Genomic DNA, 20846 nt, shown 5'->3' on the forward strand with positions numbered 1-20846 from the left:
CTTTAATGCCTCTTCCACCGGGACACGACTGCTAAGCTTATCCACAATTGCTGATGCAAAAATCAGCAATCCGCCCTGGGTCAATTTTCAATCGGCAGGGTGGGTCAGTTTTCAATCAGCGCCGACAGCCAGAGCTCATTTAGGGATGAAAGGTTCATAAACCACATTCACTTCTGAAAAAATTGCGAACATATTTGTGAGTGACCCATTATCCCAGGCTCGATAATCTCTGGGGCCGGCGCCTAAGAAACGCCTCAACCAGAGCGGTCCTCCGCACCCGACAGTCATGCGGCTTTTTTTCGTCTGCGGTTTCTCTACGCCTGCGAAAAATTCCCGTTATGTCGGGAGTGGGCGAATACAAGACCCGAAAGGGGAATATGTCCGGCCCGTCTCTGGTGGGTTTCTTAGCTCCCGACACCCTTAACGAATGCCCTAAGAAAGCAGCCAGAGGTAAAGGAAATGCCTGACTCTCCAACCTTCACGATGAAGGTGATTTACCGTACCCGCAGAACGCCCCACTCGCTTCCGATTCCGGAGGCACGCCATGTCTGAACCACTTTTACCGACTCGTTTTACCCGCCACAGAACACACCTGCATGCCCTCCTGGTGGAGAACCAGGCGTGGTTCTGCGCCCACGAGCTGGGGCGGTTGATGGGCAAATATCTTGATGAGCGCCAGTTGCGCAAACTCGATGCTGATCAGTGGCAGGTGATGTGCGTGGAGACCTATGGTGAAGCCGAAGAACGCTTGATGGTGAGCGAGTCCGGCGTGTACGCGCTTTTGATTTATCACTACTGCCCTGAATACCGACAGCTTCGTGAATGGCTGACGCATCAGGTTGTGCCCGCGTTGCGTGATGCCCGTCCGTTGCGCTCGGTTGAGCGCCCTACGTTGAGCGTGCTGAGCTGGCCGCAGATGTCGCTCAGCATGTTGCACTGGCAGGATGAGCCTTGGATTCGGTTGCGGGATATGCCTTGCTTGCTGGCGGACGCCCCTTTCAATCGTCGAGAATCCTGGTGGCATAAAGCTTCGCGCTTGCTGCGGGGCCACTGAATATTCATGAGTCCGCTGTTTGAGTTTCAAGCAGCGGATTTTTATTGGATCAGAATACAGAGGGCCGCTTCGCAGCCCAACGGGAGCAAGCTCCCTCGCCACAGGGGATGTGTTGCTGCGGGGGCGATGTGGAATTGGAGAATGAGTGGATGCCGTCATTCACGGGCCGGCTCACTCCCACAGATTTTGCAGCATGTTGAAAAGAGTCAGTGCACTCAGCGCCCCCGCCCGTTATTAATACCCTCCCACCTCACGGACCCGAGCCCCCATGAAATTCGACCTCGCCTACTGCCTCAGCCTCGACGCCAAGCTGTCGATCTATGACGTGCGCGATCTGAATTTCGACGAGACCATGGCCTTCGATTCCGCCAAGGAGCACTTCCAGTGCCCCAACGATGCCTGTCGTTTGGCGTTCGATGCGTCGAACGAGTTGGGGACGTTCAATGCCAAGAATGTGAATTACGTGCGCACGCCGCACTTCAAGAACTTGCCGAGTACGCGGCATGTCGAGGGTTGTCCTTATGTCAGCCTGAAGACGCCGGCATCGGGCGTGGAGGCGGACGGGGCGGAAACGGATGACGGTCGCGAGGAGCATTTCCCGTCAGAATTGTTACTGACTCGACGTGCGTATGTGCGTCAGCCATCCAACGCGGCGGGGGCGCACGACAGTAAAGAGCATGAGCCCGTAACGCCTTCGGCCGCCAATCATGTCGAGCCGCCGAGCCACGATTCGACGCCGGACAAGACCAGCGTCTTCGCCCACCCGGTGGAGTGTTTCGTGTCGAACTTCGACGACAAGGACCTGCTCAAGCGCATGCCGTTGAAGATCGGCGAGCACACGGCAACGTACGCCGCGTTTTTCAAGAAAATCGAGTACCTGCAGGACAACAAGGGGCTGATTTACTGGGGCAAGATCAAGCAGATCAAGGACTACACCCAGAGTTTTCGCATCGATTTCGAGAAGAAGGTCTGGTTCGAGAAGAAGCCATACTCGGTCAATGTTTACCTGAGCAAAAAGCTGATCGACACCTACCGCAAGCGCAAGGCGTTCCTGGAAGAGATCAAGCACGCCATCGAGAGCGGGCGCGAGTTGTATTGCTTCTTTTATGGCGTGACGCCCGAGCTGAAGCAGGTGCCAAGCAAGAAAAACCCCGAGCAGACGTTCGGGGTGTTCAGTGCCAACATTGAGAATCTGGATCACTTTATTGTGCGGGAGGCGCCGGGGCTGGAGGGGAAATGACCGCGCTCAGCCCAAGCCCATGCTGATCATCACCAGCACCAGTAACCCGACGTACACCCGCGCGTGAATCCAGTCCGGTATGCGCCCGATCCAGGGCGTGGCCAGGCGAATCCCCACCACCGATCCAACCGTCAACACCGCAAACGCCAGCAGATCCACGTATCCGACAAACCACGGCCCCAGATCAAACGCGCTGAAGCCGGCCATGGCCATGTAGGTCAGGGTCCCCGCCAGCGCCACGGGCAAGCTCAGCGGATTGGCCATGGATGTCGCTTGGGACATGCTCAGTCCGCATCGGCGCAATAACGGCACGGTCATGACGCTGCCGCCCACGCCGAGAAAGGTGGCAATGAGGCCGATTCCCACACCACCGCCAGACTGTTCTGACCGACTCAAGCGCCGTGGATTTCGCGGCTGGGTAGGTGTGAGAAAGCCGTCTCTGAACAGGCAATCCAGAATGGTCAGCCCCAGGTAGGCGATAAAGGCCAAACGAATGAGTTGGCCACTGGCCTGCATCGCGGCCACGGCGCCGAGTGCCGCTCCCACACCAATGAAGCCGCCCAACGGCCACAGGTAATGGCGAATGAGATGACCGGCGCGGTGGTGTTTTCCGGTGGCGATCAGGGCATTGACGATCATCACGCAGGTCGAGGTGGCAACGGCAATGTGCATCGCCGCTTGGCCGATTAGGTCGTCGACACCGTGCCTGGCCATCAGCATGCGGTAGAGCAATGGCACCACCACGAAGCCACCGCCAAAACCAAACAACACGGCGGTAACGCCGCTCATGCAGCCGAAGAGTGTCAGCCATAGATAGAACATTGCGCGTCGTCCGTTGATTGAGAGCGGTCGACGATAAAGCGCTGCGCCTTGGCCTGCTTCAGCAAGTCAGCCAATAATGTTTGCGTTTACGCCAACCGTGGGGGGCCCAATGCGCAATATTTCGATTGATCTGCTGGACGCCACGCCGCGCCCGGTGGTCGCCATCGGTACGGATTATGCCTACGGCCAATGGTTGCCCCGCCATACACACCGTCGCGCGCAGTTGTTGTATGGCGCCACGGGGGTGATGCAAGTGAGCACGCATGACGGCAATTGGGTGGTGCCGCCGCAACGGGCGGTATGGATTCCGGCGGGGGTGGCGCATGAGGTCTTGATGCTGGGGGTGAGCACTCGCAGCTTGTACATCGAGCCGAGTGCGATCGATTTGGGCCAGCGCTGTCAGGTCATCAGTGTGTCGCCGTTGATGCGGCACCTGTTGATGGAAGCAGTGGAGATGGCGCTGGAGTACGCCGAAAACAGTCGCGACGCCGCCCTGGTCGATTTGCTGCTGCACGAACTGGCGCTCAGCACTCACCTGCCGTTGCATATCCCGCTACCGCTCGATGCGCGCCTGCTCGCGTTGTGCCAGGCCTTTGTGCAGCGACCCGACGCCCACCAATCGCCGCAACAATGGGCCGATCAATTGCATGTCAGTTTGCGCACGTTCAATCGCCTGTTTCGCCAACAGACCGGCTTGAGTTTCAGCCAATGGCGGCAACGCGCCTGTGTGGTGCTGGCGCTTGCGCGGCTGGTCGCGGGTGAACCGGTGACCAGCATTGCCCTGGATTTCGGTTACGACAGCCCGGCGGCATTCTCGACCATGTTCCGGCGCCTTTTGGGTCAGCCGCCATCCGTCTGGTTGGAAGGGGCGAAATAGCAGATATCGAAAAATCAAATTGATCCGGGCTCAAAACAACTGTACAAAAACACAGTATATTTTGGATCAACACTCTCGAGCCCGGAGAACGCCATGGCCTCTCAAGCGATGAAAATCACCCTGGAACGTATCGCCCTTTTCCAATTCACCCCGGCCCACTGCGCCCAGGCCCGAGCGATGCTGGGCTGGAGCGTGGAGGAACTGTCTCGCGAATCCGGGGTTTCGGTGGAGGCCATTCAGCGTTTCGAAGCAGAGCAGGATGTGCGGGACGTCACCCGGCTGACACTGGCCTATCGGTTTGAAGCCGAGGGGCTGGTGTTCTTCCCGGGGTTTGCACCGGGGCGCGGGATGAATCTGAGAGGTTGTACCCCCAATCCAATGGAGCGGGCGGATTTTGCGATGGTTGAGTAATCGAAGGCATCGATTGACGATTATCCCCATATAGGTATATTTTCGCATGAGTGCAAGGAAGCCACTCCTGTGGGTCGGTAGCAGCAAGAAAGATCTCAAGCAATTTCCCGCAGATGTACAGGATGTTTTTGGGCACGCTCTCGATCTGGCGCAAAGCGGTAAGAAACATCCTGACGCCAAGCCTCTCAAGGGCTTTGGAGGTGCCGGGATCCTAGAGTTGATTGAGGACTTCAACACGAATACCTACCGCGCCGCTTATACCGTTCGTTTCGGTAGTGCCATTTATGTTCTGCACTGCTTTCAGAAAAAGTCGACTAGTGGCATCAGAACCGCGCAGTGCGACATCGATCTGATCAGGATGAGGCTTCAAGCCGCGCAGGATCATGCGAAAGGATCAGGAAATGATTGAAATCGAAGAAAGCAGCGGGAACGTCTACGCAGACCTGGGGACTCCCGATTCCAACGAAATGCGGGTCAAATCCCAGCTGGCCGCAAAAATTGGTGAAATCATCAAGGCACGCCATTTGACCCAGGTCCAGGCGTCGGAAATTTTAGGGCTGTCGCAGCCCAAACTTTCCGAGATGCTGCGCGGCAAGTTCCGAGGCATCAGTGAAGCCAAGATGATGGAGTGTCTGTTACTGCTGGGGCGCGATGTGCAAATCGTCGTCAAGTCGGCCCCCCGATCACGAAAAGAGGGCCGGCTTGACGTCGTTTTTACCTGAAACGCCAACTATCCAACGCAACTTATGCATTCTGCACAGTCACCCGATCACTCTCCCCCTCCACCTCCAACCACCACGCACCACCGCGCTGCGGGTACATGAGGTTGAACGCCTCGCCCATCTGCGGCGTGGTAATCGAAACGCTGCGATCCCAGGCCAGGGCCAGGATGCGGTCGAAGGGTTCGTACCAGGCGTGCATCGACAGGTCGAAGGTGCCGTTGTGAATCGGCAGCAGCCAGCGGCCCTTAAGGTCGATGTGGGCTTGCAGGGTTTGTTCCGGTTGCATGTGCACGTGGGGCCACTCGACGTTGTAGGCGCCGGTTTCCATGAGGGTCAGGTCGAACGGGCCGTATTGTTCGCCGATGTGTTTGAAGCCTTCGAAGTAGCCGCTGTCGCCGCTGAAGAAGATGCGCGTGTGGCCGTCGATCATCACCCACGAAGCCCAGAGGGTGCTGTTGCCGTCGAACAGGCCGCGGCCGGAGAAGTGTTGTGAGGGGGTGGCGACGAAACGAATGCCATCGACTTCAGTGTCCTGCCACCAGTCCAGTTGCCGGATCTTGCCGGCATCGATACCCCATTTGATCAGGGTGTCGCCCACGCCCAGCGGCGTGAGGAAGTACTTGGCCTTGTCGGCGAGTTGCAGCACGGCCTGATAGTCCAGGTGATCGTAGTGGTCGTGGGACAGGATCACCGCTTCAATCGGTGGCAATTGCTCGAGGCTGATCGGCGGCTGGTGAAAGCGCCTGGGGCCGGCCCACTGCACAGGCGACGCACGTTCGGCGAAAACCGGGTCAGTGATCCAGAACTTGTCCCGCAATTTGAGCAGCACCGTGGAATGGCCAAGGCGATAGACGCTGTGGTTCGGCGCCGCAATCAGCGCCGCCCGGGTCAGGGTTTGCACCGGGACCGGGGCGCTCGGGCGGGTGTCGCGCGGCTTGTGGAAGATCACGTTCCACAGGATGCGCAGGGTCTTGCGAAAGCCTTCGCGCTTGTACGGCGCATGGTTGAGGTATTGCCCTTCTGTCTGACGGGACGCTTCAGAGGCGGCAACGATGTCCGCGGGGGAAGTGGTATTGGCCATGACTGAATGACTCCGGAGAAACCGCAAGAAACCGATTTCTCAAGGTTGGACGATAAATGGCCAAGGCACGCACGCATCAGCCGGATGGTTCTATTTATCACTGGGCAGGATTAACAAAACATTACACTGCACAGTGTAGTTTCTAGGTTGCATCAAAGCGGATGACAAGTAAACTGCCCAGTGTAATTTTCCACTTACCTCTGCCGAAGCGTACTTATGACAGCTCCACAGCGCCTCACCGACCGAAAACGCGACGCCATCATCCAGGCGGCCATTGCCGAATTCCGTGCCAACGGTTTCGACATCACCAGCATGGACAAGATCGCCGCCACTGCCGGCGTGTCGAAGCGCACGGTGTACAACCACTTCCCCAGCAAGGAAGAGTTGTTCGCCGAAATCCTCAATCAATTGTGGGCCCGCGTAACGGCAGAGCCGGAAACGCCCTATCGCTCTGACCGACCGCTGCGGGAACAACTGCGCCTGCACCTGATGGCGAAAATGCAGATGCTGGGCGATGACAACTTTCTCAACCTGGCACGAGTGGCAATCGCGGCCACCATCCATTCCCCCGAGCGCGCACAAAATATGGTGGCCCGCATGGGTGAGCGCGAAGAAGGCCTGACGGTGTGGATTCGTGCCGCCCAGGCCGATGGTCGGTTGAAAGCTGTCGATCCCGGGTTTGCTGCGCAACAGGTCCAGGGCCTGCTCAAATCCTTCGCGTTCTGGCCGCAGGTTTCCATGGGGTTGCCGGGCTTGTCCGCAGAGATGCAGGGCACCGTCGTGGAGTCGGCACTGGATATGTTCCTGGCCTGCTACCAGTTGCAATAAATGACAATGTGCTGGCGTTGTCTCGCGTTGGGCGGCTGCGGATGAATCGGCGCAATGTGTTTCAGAATGAAACTGACGTCGGGGTTATAGTGAGCCCAAGTCCAGCCTCCAGCAGAGATCACCATGAGCACGACCACCAAAACCAACCCTGCCTCTCCCATCGATCATCTGCGCTTCCATCGCCCTCACGCCCACTTGGCACCGACCTTTGGCGATGACAAGTTCGCCCTGCGTGCCGAGGCTTTTGCGCGGTTCTTTGGTACGCCGACTTTTCTCGGTGCCCAGACGCTGATCGTCGCGGTGTGGATCGTCCTCAACATCTCCGGTGTAACCCACTTCGACGCGTATCCCTTCATCCTGCTCAACCTGGCGTTCAGCCTGCAGGCAGCCTATGCCGCACCTTTGATTCTGCTGGCCCAGACCCGTCAGGCGGCGCGGGATAAAGCACAGTCCGATGCCGACGCCCAGCATCGTGAAGCGCTGGCGACCGCCAACAGTGAGCGACAGGCGGAGGCGGCGAAGAACACTGCACAACTGCTGGAGCTACTCGAACAAAACACTCGCCTGACTCAACTGACCAAGGAGCTGAGCGAACGCATCGAAAACCTGACCTCGGAAATGCATCAACACGTGTTGAATTCGGCACCCTCAAAAAGCTGACCTTTCCAAGGCAAGCTTCAATGCCCGCCCCAGCTCATCAAACAAGGTGACCACCGAGCGCAAGGCGCGGCAATCCGGGCGAGTCAGCAGCCACAACGCGGTGTCGCAACCCTGCAGTGGCTCACCCAGTGCCTGCAATCCGTTGCCGATCAGGAAATCCGGCAGCGCCGCCACCCCCAACCCTGCCCGCACCAGCTCGGTCACCGACAGCATGCTGTTGCAGCGATAAGCGGGCGTCACGCCGGGCATTGCCTGGCGACGCCAGGCAATGGTCGGGTGATCGGGCAGGAATTCGTCCGGGGCAATCCAGGTCAGTGCGGCGAGGTCACGGGTATCGACCGATTGCAGATAGCTCGCGCTGGCGCACACCCGGTAGGAGATGGCCGCCAGTCGCCGCCCGACCAAATGCTCGGGCGGTGTGCGGGTCAGGCGCAGGGCGATGTCGGCGTCGCGGCGGCTGAGATTGGCGAAGTCGTTGGAGGTACTGAGTTCGATGGTCAACGCCGGATAGTTGGGCATGAACGGCGCCAGCGCCGGCAGCAACAAACCTTGCAGGACAGAGTCGGTGCAGGTCAGGCGCACGGTGCCGCTGATGACTTCACCGCCCTGCTCCACGCCAATGCGCGCGGCTTCCAGTGCTTGTTCGGCGCGCTCGGCCTGTTCGGCCAGGGCCTGCGCCAGGCTGGTCGGCAGGTAGCCGGCGCGACTTTTTTCGAACAATTGCTGACCCAACGCGGCTTCCAGTCGACGCACCGCCCGAAACACCGTCGAGACGTCCACCCGCAACAGCTGCGAGGCCCGAGCCAGAGAGCCACCGCGCACCAGTGCAAGAATCAGCGCCAGGTCCGGGTAGTCCAGTCGATAGTGCGTCGCTGCATTGATCACTTGGGAAAACGCCCATATTGAGTGCGTGAACGCCAATCTATAGTGAGCGCCAGGAATCAACAAGCGCCGAGGTTGCTCATGGAATACCGCGTCATCCGCATCGCCCTGATCGGCGACTACGACCCGCACGTCACCGCACACCAAGCGATTCCCGTGGCCCTGAACATGGCTGCCGAACACAGCGGCCACAACGTGCAAGGGCATTGGCTGGCGACTGACAGCATCCACGCCGACACCCCGCTCGATGGCTACGACGGTTTCTGGTGTGTGCCTGCCAGCCCCTACCGCAATATGGACGGCGCGTTACGGGCGATTCGTTTTGCCCGCGAACAAGGGCGACCTTTCCTCGGCACCTGCGGCGGCTTTCAACACGCCGTGCTGGAATATGCGCGCAACGTGATGGGCTGGGCGGATGCCGAACATGGCGAGAGATCGCCCAACGCTGCACGGGCGTTGCTCACGCCGCTGGCCTGCGCGCTGGTGGAGGCCATCGACAGCATTCATTTGCGTGAAGGTTCGTTGATCGCCAAGGCGTACGAAACGTCTGAAATACGTGAAGGCTACCGCTGCAACTACGGTGTGAATCCCGAGTTCGAACGAGCACTGCTCAGGCATGACCTTCACAGCGTCGGGCAGGATTCGGCGCACGGCTTGCGAGCGGTGGAGCTCGCCGGGCATCCGTTCTTTGTCGCCACCTTGTTCCAACCGGAACGCGCCGCGCTCAAGGGCACCTTGCCGCCGCTGGTACGGGCTTTCATCCAGGCCTCCTCGGAGCAGCCCTCATGATCGCCAACACGCCGCCGGCCCCGTACTTCGCCGTGATCTTCACCTCGTTGCGTACCGAAGGTGACCAGGGTTATGCCGAAGCGGCCGAGCGCATGGTCGAACTGGCCCGCGAACAGCCGGGGTTCCTCGGGGTGGAGTCGGCGCGGGGCGATGACGGGCTGGGGATTACCGTGTCGTACTGGGCCAGTGAAGCGGCGATTCTGGCGTGGAAACAGCATCCTGAGCACAGCTCGATTCGCGAACGGGGACGCTCGATCTGGTATGCGCATTGTCATACGCGGGTATGCCGGGTTGAGCGGGCTTACGAGTTCCAGCGTTAATTGATGCGGTGTTATTGAGGCAGCCATCGCGAGCAAGCTCGCGATGGGGCCAGTCGATTCACCGCACGCACTCAACCCCGCACCGATTGCCTGACCGCTAAAATCTCCGGCACTTCCCGCCGCTGCATGTACACCCGCAACGGCTCGGTGATGTTGATCCGGTCGTCGATGTTCTGATCCAGCAACAACTGAATCAACTCACGCTTGAGGGTCATGGTCTGGTCGGCACCGGGCGCCCAGACGAATTCGCTGGCGGGAATGATGCCGTCATCGGCCACGTCCATGCCGAAGGCGTCTTCACTGAAGCGCACGATGTAACGGCCGGTCTTGCGATTGAGCCCGACGAAACCTTTGAGTTGGTCGGCGGCCTGGCAGATGAGCTGGGAAGTGATACGCATGAAAACCTCACAAAAGGTGATGGATGGTTTACACGCAAGGAAGGCGAGTGGGTTTCCCTCTGCCGGGGAAGTTGCCGGGGCCAAGGGTACTGCAAAAAGACGCTTTGAACAGAGGGATGTCGGTCTGGCGATGGCACTTGTAACGCTCAGTTGCTACAAGAGAGGGCCTCGACAACCCATCGCGAAAGGATTTCGACCATGTCCACTACCTTCAGCAAAAGCGCCCTGCTGTTGAGTCTGCTGCTCGGCCTGGGCCAGGCCCAAGCCCAAAACCAGACCGCCAGCGAACCCGGCCCCGCCGCACTGGCGACGCATTTGGGCATCCCGCATCCGGCGGTGATTGCCCACCGTGGCGCGTCCTACGACGCGCCGGAATCCACCGCCGCCGCGTACAAGACCGCCCGCGACCTCGGTGCCGATTACCTGGAACTGGACCTGCAACGCAGCAAGGATGGCGTGCTCTTCGCCCTGCACGACAACAACCTGCAACGCACCACCGACGTCGCCAGCCGATTCCCCGAGCGCAAGGACAGCCCGGCCACCGCGTTCACCCTCGCCGAACTGAAAACCCTGGACGCCGGCAGCTGGTTCAACAGCGCCTATCCCGATCGTGCGCGGCCTGCCTTTGCCGGCCTGAAAATCCTCACACTCGATGAAATCATCGACATCGCCGAAGGTAATCCGCTGCACAAACCCGGCCTGTACATCGAAACCAAGGAGCCCAAGCAGTTTCCCGGCATCGAGCGCGATCTCAAGGAAAAACTCCAGGCCCGTGGCTGGCTGATTCCAGCGGGTTCCAAACCGTCGAACAGCCAGGTGGCTGTCGGCCAGGGCAATGGCAAGGTCATCCTGCAAACCTTCGAGAAGAGCAGCCTTGAGCTGCTGCAAAAGGAAATGCCGCAGGTGCCGAAGGTCCTGCTGCTATGGGTCGGCGAAGGCAACATCGAGCCGGTTTCCAACGTGCCGTTTGCCGAGTCCGGCGAAAAAGACAAAGCCGCTTACTACGCCAGACAGCAGCCCAAAGACAAAGCCGAATTCCAGCGCTGGATCGACTACGCCAAGGCCCAGGGCGCGATCGGCACCGGCCCGTCCGCCGCCCTGACCCGCGGTGGCGATCAAAGTTACGCGGACCTGGTGAAACCCTGGATGAACCAGTACACCCACGATCAAGGGCTGTTGGTGCACGTCTACACCATCGACGATGCGCTGGATTACCAGAAAGTCATGGACGCCGGGGTCGATGGCATCTTTACCAACCGCACGAGCGAGTTGTTGAAGTTCTACAAGCGTCCGGCGACGGCGAGCGTGGCGCAGGTGCTGCAGAACAACGGTTTTTGATCGGGGATCGGGGCGCCCGCATCGCTGGCTTGCCAGCGATGCCTGGCAATTAAGGCTGAATTAAGTGGCCTCTCTTAACCTGACGCCACTCAAACAGCTCATCCAAGGAAAGACGCCCATGAAAACCCTGACAGCCCTGTTCACCGCCGCAGCCTTGACCCTGACCGCCGGTTTCGCGCAGGCCGATGTTCGCGTGGACGAGATCCCGCAACTGGTCAAGGACGGCAAGATCAAGCCGTTGGAGGACCTGAACAAAATCGCTCTGGACCTGCACCCGGGTGCATTGATCACCAAAACCGAGCTGGATAACCCTTTCAATGGTTACGAGTATGAGATCGAATTGCGCGACGCGCAGAATGTCGAGTGGGATGTGGACATCGATGCCGCCACCGGCAAGGTCTTGAAGAACAAGCAAGACAAGTAACCGCGACACGCGCAAAAGCCGCACGACCCGACCATCGTGCGACTTTTGCGCGTTTTCAGTTCACGCCGACGTGCTGACCAGCGATCCGGACGTGCTGCCGCCCTCTTCCTGCAAAGCCTGCAACAGCGATGCGGTGGCGGTTTGCAACGAGGCAGAGGTTGTCGCTATCTGCGACTGGGCCGCCGCCACATCAGCCGCCTTGGCATCGGCACTTTCCTGCTTGGCCTGGGCCGCTTGCAGTTGTTGCTGTTGTTCCTGCAACTGCTTTTGCAGCTCGGCGATCTGCTTGCGCAGTTCCTTGACCGTATCGGATTCTTCGCTGCTGCTGGAGCTGCTGCCACCCGACGCCGGTGCGCCGCCAGCGGAAACCTTGCTGCCATCGATTGCAGCCGACGTCGCGGTCGCTGCCGTGGTGGAGGTGTCTTCAGTGCTCGTGGCGCTGGTCGAAGCCGTCGCTGTGCTCGACAGTGGCTGGGCGATTGAAACGGAGGTGATGCTGACCATGGGCGTTATCCAAAGTGGTTCGAATTCACCCCATCATCGACACGCCATGCCGGCACTTGAGATCGACTGTGTACCGACTCGGTAAGCAAGCAGGTACACAGCCGTTTTCATCACGCGCTCAAACGCGCCGTCACCTCGTTCAACGCCCCCGACAAGCCGTGCAGGTTGTTGCTCGCCGCCTCGGTGCGCTGCACGTTGTCCAGGTTGGTACTGGCGATGCTGGTGATCTCCGTCAGATTGCGCGAGATGTCTTCGGCAACGGACGTCTGCTCCTCGGCGGCCGTGGCGATCTGGCGGTTCATGTCGCGGATTGCTTCCACGGCCAGGGTGATGCGTTCGAGCATGGCACCGGCTTCGGTGACTTGCTGCACGCTTTCCTCACTGCGCGACTGACCGCTTTCAATCGCCTGGGCCGCGTCCACCGCACCGCTCTGCACGGTCTGGATGATCTGGTTGATTTCGATGATCGAAGCCGCCGTGCGCTGGGCCAGGCTGCGCACTTCATCGGCCACCACGGCAAAACCGCGCCCCGCCTCTCCGGCACGAGCCGCCTCAATGGCGGCGTTGAGTGCCAGCAGGTTGGTCTGTTCGGCGATGCCGCGAATCACTTCCAGCACCTTGCCGATGCGCCCGCTGTCGGTTTCCAGCTGACGAATGACCGTGGCGGTGTTGGCGATTTCGCCGCGCATCCGGGTGATGGTGTGGATGGTGCCCTGCATGACTTTCTCGCCCTGCTGCGCGGACTGATCCGCATCGTCGGCGGCCCGTGCCGCATCGGCGGCATGGCGGGCGACTTCCTGGGCGGTGGCAGACATTTCGTTCATGGCCGTGGCCACCTGATCGGTGCGGTTGAACTGCTCGTTGGTGCCGCAGGCCATCAAGTTGGCAATCGAATTGAGCTCGCCGCTGGCGCTGTCCAGATCGGTGGCACTGCGTTGCAAACGGCTGAAGGTTTCCGCCAGGAAATCGCGCAAGGTATTGGCCGCCATCGCCAGTTTGCCCAGTTCATCCTGACGGTTGCTGGACACGCGCTCGGCAAACTTGCCCTGGCTGAGTTGCGCCACGTATTCGATCAATTTGCGAATCGGCTCGACCAGGTTGCGGTTGACCAGCCACAGGCTCAACAGACCAATCAACAGCCCCGAGGCCAGCATCACGATGATCCCCAGCAACACGGTGCGATCGGCACTGGCGCTGAGCTGTTTGGATTGCTCCACGCCCTGCTGGCGCAACTCGCTGACCAATGCGCTCATCTGATCGCTGGTCGCGCGGTCCACGCCCTTGACTGCGGTGTCGCCGGCAACGGGATCTGCACCCGCTGCCAGGTAGGCATCACGGCCCTTCTGGTACGCGGCGCCCAGTTGGCGATGCTCGTCGCGCAGGCGTTCGATACGGGATCTCAGTTGCGGTTCGATGCCCTGCTGCCCGGCCAGTTCGCCGAGGATGCCCTGTACATCGCGCTGACGGTCTTCGAATTGCTTCCAGTATTTGTCCAGGTCCGCCGGTTGCTTGCCACGCAGCAGGACGTTTTTCCACTCTTGCACCTGCACTTTGAACTGCAGGTTGGCCTCATCGATCAGCTGCGACGTGCGCAACGGCCCCTCGATCAGGTTGGCGTAGCTCTGGACACCGCTGGACAAAAAGTGAAAACAGGCCAGGGCGATCAGCAACATCGCGAACAGACTGCCGCTCAGCAGGGCGAGAATTTGCGCTCTCAGGGACTTTTGCAAAAACATCGGAAAGTACTCATGACAGGAATGAAACACACCCGGTTCAAGGCGTGAAAGGTATCCGGACATCCCTGTCTGCGGCGCTGGCCTCTGGCCAAAGGCGCGCAACTTACCCCAAGCGAGATCGGCGTGCCAGAGCCGTTCTTGAGGGCAATCCGACCGCCGGTAGATCAATCGTTTGCCTTCACTTTATCGTCACAAAAACGTCATCAGCGCTTGCGATGATGTGGCGCAAGTGAACCTGTAAAACCCGCAGCAGGCGCCTCACCTTGCGAGCTCTCATGAACCACAGCATCGATCAAAGCCACCGCGACCCGGATCTGTTCGGCCTGCTTTACGGTTTCAGTTTTCGTCCCGGAGAGCGCGGTCGCGAGATCGATTCGGCCAGGGCATTGCAGTGCCTGCAGCAACCGAACGACAGCGACGAATTCCTCTGGCTGCATTTGAATCTGGCCCACGCCGCGTGCGAACGCTGGATGAAAAGCCACCTGGACTTGCCCGAAGAGTTTTTCGAGGCCTTGCATGAGGGCTCGCGTTCGACGCGCATCGAGCATGTCGATTCGGCCTTGCTGGCGGTGGTCAACGACGTGGTGTTCAACCTCAGCAGCATGGTCTCATCGGATGTCTCGACGCTGTGGGTGTGCGTGCGCAGCCGGCTGATCATCAGTGCGCGCCTGCAACCGCTGCACTCGGTGGACAAGTTGCGCTCTTCGGTGAAGGCCGGCGAATGCTTTCGCTCACCGCTGGAACTGCTGGTGCACCTGTTGCGCGATCAGGGCGAAGTGCTGACCCAGATCGTGCGCAAGACCAGCTTGAGTGTCGATCAGGTCGAAGACGAATTACTCTCCTCGCGCCTGTCGACCAACCGCGCCGAACTGGGCGCCAACCGCCGGGTGCTGGTGCGCTTGCAACGGCTGCTGGCGCTGGAACCGGGCTCGTTGCTGCGCCTGCTCAATCGCCCGCCGATGTGGCTGCAAAAGGAAGACGTGAAGGAGCTGCGCAAATCCACCGAGGAGTTCGCGTTGATCATCAACGACCTCACGGCGCTGGGTGAACGGATCAAGTTGTTGCAGGAAGAGATCGCCGCCAACATCAATGAACAGACCAACCGCACGCTGTTCACCCTGACGGTGGTGACGGTGCTGGCGCTGCCAATCAATATCATTGCCGGCTTCTTCGGCATGAACGTTGGTGGCATTCCGCTGGCCGGTGATCCGGAAGGCTTCTGGATCCTGGTGGCGCTGGTCGCGACCTTCACAGTGATCGCCGGACGCTGGGCGTTTCGCAAGCAGCAGGATTATTGACACGCCTTTCATCACCGGACACACAGATCGATGGCCCACGAAACACCAAAACCCTGATCTAAAGCAGTCTCCTTGTAATAATTGGCAACGATTATCACTGATACACCTCCCTCCTCAGGAATGTCAGTGATGGCTACGCCCACCTTCTCCGCCACCCAGGCGCCCGTCAGTAGCGCAAAACCGCAGTTGGACAAAAAACCTGGCCTGTTCACCATCGTGGTGTTCTTTGCGGTACTGGCCATTGGCTTGCTGTTTACCGCCTACAGCCTGATGCACGACATGAATGAACTCGGCACGGTGGTGACCACCTGGACGCCGTTTCTGCTGCTGGGCGTGGCGCTGCTGATTGCCCTGGGTTTCGAGTTCGTCAACGGTTTCCACGACACCGCCAACGCGGTGGCCACGGTGATTTACACCAATTCATTGCCACCGAACGTCGCGGTGGTCTGGTCCGGTTTCTTCAACTTCCTCGGCGTGTTGCTCTCCAGCGGCGCGGTGGCCTTTGGCATCATCGCCCTGCTGCCGGTTGAGCTGATTTTGCAGGTCGGCTCGTCCGCCGGCTTCGCGATGATCTTCGCCCTGCTGATCGCCGCGATCCTGTGGAACCTCGGCACCTGGTGGCTGGGCCTGCCGGCGTCCTCCTCGCACACCCTGATCGGCTCGATCATCGGTGTCGGCGTGGCCAACGCACTGATGCACGGTCGTGACGGCACCAGCGGCGTCGACTGGGCGCAAGCGACCAAGATCGGTTATGCACTGCTGCTGTCGCCGCTGGTCGGCTTCGGCTTCGCCGCGTTGCTGCTGCTGGCCCTGCGCGCCTTTGTGAAGAACCGCGCGCTGTACAAGGAACCGAAAGGCGACACACCGCCGCCTTGGTGGATTCGCGGTCTGCTGATCGTGACCTGCACGGGTGTGTCGTTTGCCCACGGCTCCAACGACGGCCAGAAAGGCATGGGCCTGATCATGTTGATTCTGGTCGGTACGCTGCCGATGGCTTACGCCCTGAACCGCACCATGCCGGCCGATCAGGCGTTGCAATTCGCCGCGGTGGCCGAAGTCACCCAGCAAGCCCTGGTGAAAAGTGCCCCGCAACCCGCGCCCGCCGACCCACGGGCAGTGTTATCCGACTATGTGCGCAGCAAGGCCGCCACGCCGCAGTTGGTGCCGGCCCTTGCCGCGCTGACCGGTAGCATTGGCAACCAGGTCAAGGGTTATGGCTCGCTGTCGAAAGTCCCCGTCGAAGCGGTGGGCAACGTGCGTAACGACATGTACCTGACCAGCGAAACCATTCGCCTGATGGACAAGAACAAGGTCGGCAGTTTCGACGCCGACACCAGCAACAAGCTGCAACTGTTCAAGCAGCAGATCGACAACTCCACGCGTTTCATCCCGCTGTGGGTGAAGATTGCGGTGGCGATCGCTCTCGGCCTGGGCACCATGGTCGGCTGGAAACGCATCGTGGTGACGGTCGGCGAGAAGATCGGCAAGACCCACCTGACCTACGCCCAGGGCGCCTCGGCGGAAACCGTGGCCATGCTGACCATCGGCGCCGCCGACATGTTCGGTTTGCCGGTCTCGACCACCCACGTGCTGTCTTCCGGTGTGGCCGGGACCATGGTCGCCAATGGCGGCGGCCTGCAAATGAAGACCATCCGCAACTTGCTGATGGCCTGGGTACTGACCCTGCCGGCGGCCATTGTGCTGTCGGGCAGCCTGTACTGGTTGTTCACGCAGTTGTTCTAAACCATCGCTAAACACCTGCAGGAGCGAGCCTGCTCGCGAAAGCGGTCTGACATTCAACAATAATGTTGAATCCGATGCCCCTTTCGCGAGCCAGCTCGCTCTCGCCGTTTATGCGCCGCAGCTTTCACGAATGACCATGCGCTCGCGCACCACGTCATACACCCAGTGATAAAGGTAGGTGTACGGCAGGAAAAACAGCAGCACGCCGATATCCAGCAAAAACGCCTGCCACAGGCTGATGTTCAGCCACCAGGCAATCAGCGGCACCCCGAGGGCCACCAGCCCGCCTTCAAACATCAGTGCATGCACCACACGAACCCAGGCGTTATGGGCAATGGCCAGGCGCTTGAGCATCCGATCGAAGAAACCGTTGAACACCACGTTCCACGCCAGGGCCAGTGCGGCCATGACCAGGGTCACGACGCCCATGTCGAGCATCGGTTTGTCCATGATCCACGCCAGCAACGGGGTGCAGATCAGGATGGCCAGCAATTCGAAACCGATGGCCTGGAAAATACGCTCAGTGATGGATTTGTTGGCGCTCATGGCCAGACTCCTTGAGTGACTGTGGTTGCCATGATCCCACCCCGAACCGATACTTAATAATCAATAACCATCGATCAAGGCGATAGTTCATGGCCTCTCAAGAAGTGTTGCAGGCCTTCGTCCAGGCCGCGACCCAAGGCTCGTTTTCCGCCGCGGCGCGTAAATTGGGCCGCAGCCAGTCGACCATCAGTGCGGCGGTGGCCAGCCTGGAAATCGACCTCAACCTGACACTGTTCGACCGCAGCAGCCGCAAACCCACGCTCACCCCGGCCGGGCACGTGATGTTGCAGCGCGCCGAGGACATTCTGGCCGCCACCAGTCGCCTGGAAATGGCGGCCAGCCAACTGTCCCAAGGGGTCGAGGCGAAGTTGACCGTGGCGCTGTCCGACACCTACCAGTCCGACCGTTTCGAAGCGTCACTCAGTGCCTTCGAGCAGCGTTATCCCGACCTGGAACTCGAATGCCTGATCGCCGAATGCGATGACCTCATCGCCCTGGTACAGAGCGGTCGGGCGCAGGTGGCCTTCGCCGAAATGCAGGACAGTTACCCACCGGATCTGGTCAGCTCGACAGTGGATGAACGCACGGACATCGCGCTGTTCGCCTCCCCCGAACATCCGCTGGCAGCGCTGCCATACATTGATCAGGACGTGCTGCAGCAGCACCGTGAATTGCGCCTGGCAACCATCGTCAATCCCTACGAAAGCCGGGCAAAGGGCCGCGTCTGGTCGGCGCCGAGTTATCTGATGCTGCTGGAAATGGCCCAGGGCGGATTCGGCTGGGCGCCTTTGCCACGCTGGCTGGTGGCGCGCTTCGGTCCGGGCACCTTGCAAGAACTGCCGGTGCGCGGCTGGCCGAAAACAGTGTCGGTGGATGCCCTGTGGTCGCGACTGAATCCGCCGGGGCCGGCGGGCAGCTGGTTGCTGGCCAAGATGCTGGAATGAGGGTCACAGGCCCAGCGCCGAACCTGTGGGCGCGTGGCTTGCCCGCGATGGCGTCAATCCAGACACCCCATCACTTGAACCCGATCACGCCGCCCCAACCCGCATCGGCTGATTCATTTGAAAAAACTCATGCAACCCACGCAACGCCGGCAACTCCAGCGCCTGGGCGGCGTAGCACAAACCCACCCGGCGCGTCGGGGTCGGCAAGTGCATCGCACGGGTCGTCACACGCGCCTGCCCGCTCACCAATGACTGCGGCAACATCGCCACGCCAATGCCCGCGGCCACCATGTGCAGCGCCTGTTTCAATGAGCCAGCATGCCCCGCCACCGCGTCTGGCGAGCGTCCGTACAGCGCCATCAAGCGTTGATGGGACGGGTGCTGTGGACAGGTGATCCAGTCACTGATCGGCGTCCAGGCTTGTGCGCTTTGCGCCACGGCCATCGGATGTCCCACCGGCAGCGCCATCACATAGGATTCCTCCCACAGCGGCAGGAACAGTTCATCCTCGCAACACATCTCCTCCACCGCCAGGCGTCCGTCACCACGGCAACCTTCCTCCAGCGTCAGCAGCAGGCTGGGCAGTGCCTGTCGGGCCATGCGCACGAATGCTTCGATGTGACTGTCGGCGATATCGCCTTCGATGCCCAGGGTCAGCGGCGTGCGGTTTTCCTGGCCGAGGAACAACCGGCTCAAGGCTTGCGCATCCGCCACCATCCGCAGGGCCTGGGGATACAGGACCCGCGCCTCATCGCTGACATCAACACCACGGGGCTGACGTATGAACAGCCTGGCGCCCAACTCTTCCTCAAGCTGTTTGATGGTCACCGACAGGGTCGGCTGGCTGACGAACAGCCGCTGGGCCGCGAGGGTGATGTTGCGCTCCTCGAACACCGCGAGAAAGGCTTTGAGGTGGCGGATATCCATAGACAGTTCCGATGACAGACAGAGAAATAAGGCATTTTTCAGCCACTTCGGCGGTAAATATACTGCGCTCCACGTTTAGTTATTTGTTTTTCTGATTCCAGGAGCCCAGTCATGCACAAGCCATTGATCATCATCACCGGAGCCAGCTCAGGCATTGGCGAAGCCGCGGCGCGCTTGCTGAGCGCTGCCGGCCATCCGCTATTGCTACTGGCTCGGCGGGTCGAACGCCTGCAAGCACTCGATCTGCCCAATACCCTCAGCCGCCGCGTCGACATCACCGATCGCACGACCCTGCTCGCCGCCGTGGCCGAAGCCGAAGCACAGTTCGGCCCGGCCGACGCGCTGATCAACAATGCCGGGGTGATGCTGCTGGGCGAGATGAGCAAACAGGACCCGGCACAGTGGGACCAGATGCTCGACGTCAACGTGAAAGGCCTGCTCAATGGCGTGCACGCGGTAGTGGCCGGGATGGTCGAACGCAAACATGGCACGATCATCAACGTCAGCTCGGTGGCCGGGCGCAAGACATTCCCCAACCATGTGGCCTACGTCGGGACCAAATTCGCGGTGCATGGCCTGTCGGAAAACCTGCGTGAAGAACTGTCACCGCATAACGTGCGGGTCATCACCATCGCACCAGGCGCGGTAGAAACCGAACTGCTCGGCCACACCACCGATGAAGCGATCAAGACGGGTTACCAAGCCTGGAAACAGGACATGGGCGGGACAGTATTGAGTGCCGAGGATGTGGCATCGGCCATCGCATTTGCGTACCAACAACCGCAGAATGTCTGTATTCGCGAGATCGTGATGGCGGCGACACGGCAGCAAAGTTGAGGGTCGTGCGGGTTTGATTGTGAGTTAGCGCCCACAGAGATGGCGTATATCTGCGGGTGATTGGCTGGCTGTGAGGTCGCTATCGCGCTATATCAAAGTGCGGCAGGCCGGGGTCCACGGTATCTACATCGGCAACGACGATACCGGCAAGATCCACTTCATTCGCTAGCGCCCCTGTAGGAGCGTGCTCACGATGGTCGTCACCGATGACGCGGGGAGTCTGGCACCCCGCGGTGTTCTCAAGTCCATCGCGAGCAGGCTCGCTCCCACAGAAAAGCAAGGCGTGCCACCCCGCTCCTCACCACTCATCAGGCCGAGCGTTAGCTCGCCTGCAGCTTTTGATCTTGATCCACCCGCCCCTTCGGGAGGCTGAGTGGAGGTGTGCATCCGGGGAGTGGCGCGCAGCGCCGTTCGACGCAGTCGAACACGCTGCATGTAGGTTGAAGCGAAGCCAACCGGAGGGCA

Annotated in this window: 24 protein-coding genes and 1 pseudogene; 17 read left to right on the forward strand and 8 right to left on the reverse strand. The window is 60.2% G+C overall.

The features are described from left to right. The first annotated feature begins 544 nt into the window (after positions 1 to 544). Positions 545 to 1054 (forward strand): BRO-N domain-containing protein, encoded by a 510-nt coding sequence (locus tag F7R06_RS30070; RefSeq protein ID WP_090324623.1) that lies wholly within the window; start codon positions 545 to 547, stop codon positions 1052 to 1054. A 268-nt stretch (positions 1055 to 1322) separates the two neighbouring features. Next, entirely contained in the window at positions 1323 to 2294 is a 972-nt protein-coding gene (locus F7R06_RS30075) for a hypothetical protein (RefSeq protein ID WP_090324625.1), read from the forward strand. Positions 2295 to 2300: 6 nt separating this feature from the next. Here F7R06_RS30075 and F7R06_RS30080 read toward each other — a convergent pair whose 3' ends face one another. Continuing rightward, the gene (locus tag F7R06_RS30080; protein ID WP_090324627.1) at positions 2301 to 3116 is read right to left on the reverse strand and encodes a sulfite exporter TauE/SafE family protein; all 816 of its coding nucleotides are present in this window, start codon (positions 3114 to 3116) and stop codon (positions 2301 to 2303) included. A 109-nt stretch (positions 3117 to 3225) separates the two neighbouring features. Here F7R06_RS30080 and F7R06_RS30085 point away from each other — a divergent pair, with 109 nt between their 5' ends. The 4 genes from F7R06_RS30085 to F7R06_RS30100 all read left to right on the forward strand — a co-directional run bounded on the left by F7R06_RS30085 (position 3226) and on the right by F7R06_RS30100 (position 5126). Further along, positions 3226 to 3993, forward strand: a complete 768-nt coding sequence (locus F7R06_RS30085) for an AraC family transcriptional regulator (protein ID WP_090324628.1) — start codon at positions 3226 to 3228, stop codon at positions 3991 to 3993. Positions 3994 to 4086: 93 nt separating this feature from the next. Beyond that, positions 4087 to 4404: a helix-turn-helix domain-containing protein gene (locus F7R06_RS30090; RefSeq protein ID WP_090324630.1), complete on the forward strand. Its 318-nt coding sequence runs from the start codon at positions 4087 to 4089 to the stop codon at positions 4402 to 4404. Between the two features lie 46 nt (positions 4405 to 4450). Beyond that, complete coding sequence (locus tag F7R06_RS30095; RefSeq protein WP_090324632.1) at positions 4451 to 4813, forward strand: type II toxin-antitoxin system RelE/ParE family toxin; 363 nt, start codon at positions 4451 to 4453, stop codon at positions 4811 to 4813. Further along, positions 4806 to 5126: a helix-turn-helix domain-containing protein gene (locus F7R06_RS30100; protein ID WP_090324633.1), complete on the forward strand. Its 321-nt coding sequence runs from the start codon at positions 4806 to 4808 to the stop codon at positions 5124 to 5126. The genes F7R06_RS30095 and F7R06_RS30100 overlap by 8 nt, the downstream gene beginning before the upstream one ends. A gap of 22 nt (positions 5127 to 5148) precedes the next feature. Here F7R06_RS30100 and F7R06_RS30105 read toward each other — a convergent pair whose 3' ends face one another. Continuing rightward, a complete protein-coding gene (locus tag F7R06_RS30105; RefSeq protein WP_090324635.1) occupies positions 5149 to 6207 on the reverse strand; it encodes an MBL fold metallo-hydrolase in 1059 nt (352 codons plus the stop codon). A 216-nt stretch (positions 6208 to 6423) separates the two neighbouring features. On the opposite strand from F7R06_RS30105, the gene F7R06_RS30110 reads away from it, so the two are divergent. Continuing rightward, positions 6424 to 7035 carry a TetR/AcrR family transcriptional regulator gene (locus F7R06_RS30110; RefSeq protein ID WP_090324637.1) on the forward strand — a complete coding sequence of 204 codons (612 nt, stop codon included), beginning with the start codon at positions 6424 to 6426 and terminating at the stop codon, positions 7033 to 7035. 123 nt (positions 7036 to 7158) lie between these two features. Further along, positions 7159 to 7695, forward strand: a complete 537-nt coding sequence (locus tag F7R06_RS30115) for a DUF1003 domain-containing protein (protein ID WP_090324638.1) — start codon at positions 7159 to 7161, stop codon at positions 7693 to 7695. Here the strand turns inward: F7R06_RS30115 and F7R06_RS30120 are convergent. Further along, on the reverse strand, positions 7684 to 8643 hold the full coding sequence (locus tag F7R06_RS30120) for a LysR family transcriptional regulator (protein ID WP_090324640.1): 960 nt from the start codon (positions 8641 to 8643) through the stop codon (positions 7684 to 7686). The genes F7R06_RS30115 and F7R06_RS30120 overlap by 12 nt on opposite strands. Before the next feature lie 15 nt (positions 8644 to 8658). On the opposite strand from F7R06_RS30120, the gene F7R06_RS30125 reads away from it, so the two are divergent. Then, positions 8659 to 9366, forward strand: coding sequence for a CTP synthase C-terminal region-related (seleno)protein (locus F7R06_RS30125; RefSeq protein ID WP_090324641.1), 708 nt, complete (start codon positions 8659 to 8661; stop codon positions 9364 to 9366). Further along, positions 9363 to 9686, forward strand: a complete 324-nt coding sequence (locus F7R06_RS30130; RefSeq protein WP_090324643.1) for an antibiotic biosynthesis monooxygenase family protein — start codon at positions 9363 to 9365, stop codon at positions 9684 to 9686. Before F7R06_RS30125 ends, F7R06_RS30130 begins: the two co-directional genes overlap by 4 nt. Positions 9687 to 9757: 71 nt before the next feature. Here F7R06_RS30130 and F7R06_RS30135 read toward each other — a convergent pair whose 3' ends face one another. Then, on the reverse strand, positions 9758 to 10084 hold the full coding sequence (locus tag F7R06_RS30135; RefSeq protein ID WP_090324645.1) for a DUF2025 family protein: 327 nt from the start codon (positions 10082 to 10084) through the stop codon (positions 9758 to 9760). A 198-nt stretch (positions 10085 to 10282) separates the two neighbouring features. Between F7R06_RS30135 and F7R06_RS30140 the strand changes: the two genes are divergently transcribed. Together F7R06_RS30140 and F7R06_RS30145 are read left to right on the forward strand one after the other, a co-directional pair. After that, positions 10283 to 11422, forward strand: coding sequence for a glycerophosphodiester phosphodiesterase (locus tag F7R06_RS30140; protein ID WP_090324647.1), 1140 nt, complete (start codon positions 10283 to 10285; stop codon positions 11420 to 11422). A 118-nt stretch (positions 11423 to 11540) separates the two neighbouring features. Then, entirely contained in the window at positions 11541 to 11846 is a 306-nt protein-coding gene (locus F7R06_RS30145; RefSeq protein ID WP_090324649.1) for a PepSY domain-containing protein, read from the forward strand. Between the two features lie 60 nt (positions 11847 to 11906). On the opposite strand, the gene F7R06_RS30150 is transcribed toward F7R06_RS30145, so the two are convergent. Together F7R06_RS30150 and F7R06_RS30155 are read right to left on the reverse strand one after the other, a co-directional pair. Next, the gene (locus F7R06_RS30150) at positions 11907 to 12350 is read right to left on the reverse strand and encodes a hypothetical protein (RefSeq protein WP_090324650.1); all 444 of its coding nucleotides are present in this window, start codon (positions 12348 to 12350) and stop codon (positions 11907 to 11909) included. A 110-nt stretch (positions 12351 to 12460) separates the two neighbouring features. After that, positions 12461 to 14086: a methyl-accepting chemotaxis protein gene (locus tag F7R06_RS30155; RefSeq protein ID WP_090324652.1), complete on the reverse strand. Its 1626-nt coding sequence runs from the start codon at positions 14084 to 14086 to the stop codon at positions 12461 to 12463. A 275-nt stretch (positions 14087 to 14361) separates the two neighbouring features. Between F7R06_RS30155 and F7R06_RS30160 the strand changes: the two genes are divergently transcribed. Both F7R06_RS30160 and F7R06_RS30165 read left to right on the forward strand, forming a co-directional pair. Then, positions 14362 to 15384 (forward strand): transporter, encoded by a 1023-nt coding sequence (locus F7R06_RS30160; protein WP_090324653.1) that lies wholly within the window; start codon positions 14362 to 14364, stop codon positions 15382 to 15384. Positions 15385 to 15513: 129 nt separating this feature from the next. Then, entirely contained in the window at positions 15514 to 17127 is a 1614-nt protein-coding gene (locus F7R06_RS30165; RefSeq protein WP_090324655.1) for an inorganic phosphate transporter, read from the forward strand. Between the two features lie 108 nt (positions 17128 to 17235). On the opposite strand, the gene F7R06_RS30170 is transcribed toward F7R06_RS30165, so the two are convergent. Beyond that, the gene (locus F7R06_RS30170) at positions 17236 to 17673 is read right to left on the reverse strand and encodes a multidrug/biocide efflux PACE transporter (protein ID WP_090324656.1); all 438 of its coding nucleotides are present in this window, start codon (positions 17671 to 17673) and stop codon (positions 17236 to 17238) included. Between the two features lie 89 nt (positions 17674 to 17762). On the opposite strand from F7R06_RS30170, the gene F7R06_RS30175 reads away from it, so the two are divergent. Continuing rightward, on the forward strand, positions 17763 to 18617 hold the full coding sequence (locus F7R06_RS30175) for a LysR family transcriptional regulator (protein ID WP_090324658.1): 855 nt from the start codon (positions 17763 to 17765) through the stop codon (positions 18615 to 18617). A gap of 84 nt (positions 18618 to 18701) precedes the next feature. Here F7R06_RS30175 and F7R06_RS30180 read toward each other — a convergent pair whose 3' ends face one another. Beyond that, complete coding sequence (locus tag F7R06_RS30180) at positions 18702 to 19544, reverse strand: LysR family transcriptional regulator (protein ID WP_090324659.1); 843 nt, start codon at positions 19542 to 19544, stop codon at positions 18702 to 18704. 111 nt (positions 19545 to 19655) lie between these two features. Here F7R06_RS30180 and F7R06_RS30185 point away from each other — a divergent pair, with 111 nt between their 5' ends. Both F7R06_RS30185 and F7R06_RS31645 read left to right on the forward strand, forming a co-directional pair. Further along, positions 19656 to 20381 (forward strand): SDR family oxidoreductase, encoded by a 726-nt coding sequence (locus F7R06_RS30185; RefSeq protein ID WP_090324661.1) that lies wholly within the window; start codon positions 19656 to 19658, stop codon positions 20379 to 20381. 79 nt (positions 20382 to 20460) lie between these two features. Then, a pseudogene (locus F7R06_RS31645) lies at positions 20461 to 20550 on the forward strand (NUDIX hydrolase); the annotation flags it as partial. Positions 20551 to 20846: the final 296 nt, after the last annotated feature.

The sequence above is a fragment of the Pseudomonas moorei genome (genome assembly GCF_008801475.1).
Classification (GTDB): Bacteria; Pseudomonadota; Gammaproteobacteria; order Pseudomonadales; family Pseudomonadaceae; genus Aquipseudomonas; species Aquipseudomonas moorei.

Bases quoted from the DNA above. Each gene is read 5' to 3' on its own strand.
- F7R06_RS30070 (WP_090324623.1), top strand. From the start codon at position 545: ATGTCTGAACCACTTTTACCGACTCGTTTTACCCGCCACAGAACACAC.
- F7R06_RS30075 (WP_090324625.1), top strand. From the start codon at position 1,323: ATGAAATTCGACCTCGCCTACTGCCTCAGCCTCGACGCCAAGCTGTCG.
- F7R06_RS30080 (WP_090324627.1), bottom strand. From the start codon at position 3,116: ATGTTCTATCTATGGCTGACACTCTTCGGCTGCATGAGCGGCGTTACC.
- F7R06_RS30085 (WP_090324628.1), top strand. From the start codon at position 3,226: ATGCGCAATATTTCGATTGATCTGCTGGACGCCACGCCGCGCCCGGTG.
- F7R06_RS30090 (WP_090324630.1), top strand. From the start codon at position 4,087: ATGGCCTCTCAAGCGATGAAAATCACCCTGGAACGTATCGCCCTTTTC.
- F7R06_RS30095 (WP_090324632.1), top strand. From the start codon at position 4,451: ATGAGTGCAAGGAAGCCACTCCTGTGGGTCGGTAGCAGCAAGAAAGAT.
- F7R06_RS30100 (WP_090324633.1), top strand. From the start codon at position 4,806: ATGATTGAAATCGAAGAAAGCAGCGGGAACGTCTACGCAGACCTGGGG.
- F7R06_RS30105 (WP_090324635.1), bottom strand. From the start codon at position 6,207: ATGGCCAATACCACTTCCCCCGCGGACATCGTTGCCGCCTCTGAAGCG.
- F7R06_RS30110 (WP_090324637.1), top strand. From the start codon at position 6,424: ATGACAGCTCCACAGCGCCTCACCGACCGAAAACGCGACGCCATCATC.
- F7R06_RS30115 (WP_090324638.1), top strand. From the start codon at position 7,159: ATGAGCACGACCACCAAAACCAACCCTGCCTCTCCCATCGATCATCTG.
- F7R06_RS30125 (WP_090324641.1), top strand. From the start codon at position 8,659: ATGGAATACCGCGTCATCCGCATCGCCCTGATCGGCGACTACGACCCG.
- F7R06_RS30130 (WP_090324643.1), top strand. From the start codon at position 9,363: ATGATCGCCAACACGCCGCCGGCCCCGTACTTCGCCGTGATCTTCACC.
- F7R06_RS30135 (WP_090324645.1), bottom strand. From the start codon at position 10,084: ATGCGTATCACTTCCCAGCTCATCTGCCAGGCCGCCGACCAACTCAAA.
- F7R06_RS30140 (WP_090324647.1), top strand. From the start codon at position 10,283: ATGTCCACTACCTTCAGCAAAAGCGCCCTGCTGTTGAGTCTGCTGCTC.
- F7R06_RS30145 (WP_090324649.1), top strand. From the start codon at position 11,541: ATGAAAACCCTGACAGCCCTGTTCACCGCCGCAGCCTTGACCCTGACC.
- F7R06_RS30150 (WP_090324650.1), bottom strand. From the start codon at position 12,350: ATGGTCAGCATCACCTCCGTTTCAATCGCCCAGCCACTGTCGAGCACA.
- F7R06_RS30155 (WP_090324652.1), bottom strand. From the start codon at position 14,086: ATGTTTTTGCAAAAGTCCCTGAGAGCGCAAATTCTCGCCCTGCTGAGC.
- F7R06_RS30160 (WP_090324653.1), top strand. From the start codon at position 14,362: ATGAACCACAGCATCGATCAAAGCCACCGCGACCCGGATCTGTTCGGC.
- F7R06_RS30165 (WP_090324655.1), top strand. From the start codon at position 15,514: ATGGCTACGCCCACCTTCTCCGCCACCCAGGCGCCCGTCAGTAGCGCA.
- F7R06_RS30170 (WP_090324656.1), bottom strand. From the start codon at position 17,673: ATGAGCGCCAACAAATCCATCACTGAGCGTATTTTCCAGGCCATCGGT.
- F7R06_RS30175 (WP_090324658.1), top strand. From the start codon at position 17,763: ATGGCCTCTCAAGAAGTGTTGCAGGCCTTCGTCCAGGCCGCGACCCAA.
- F7R06_RS30180 (WP_090324659.1), bottom strand. From the start codon at position 19,544: ATGGATATCCGCCACCTCAAAGCCTTTCTCGCGGTGTTCGAGGAGCGC.
- F7R06_RS30185 (WP_090324661.1), top strand. From the start codon at position 19,656: ATGCACAAGCCATTGATCATCATCACCGGAGCCAGCTCAGGCATTGGC.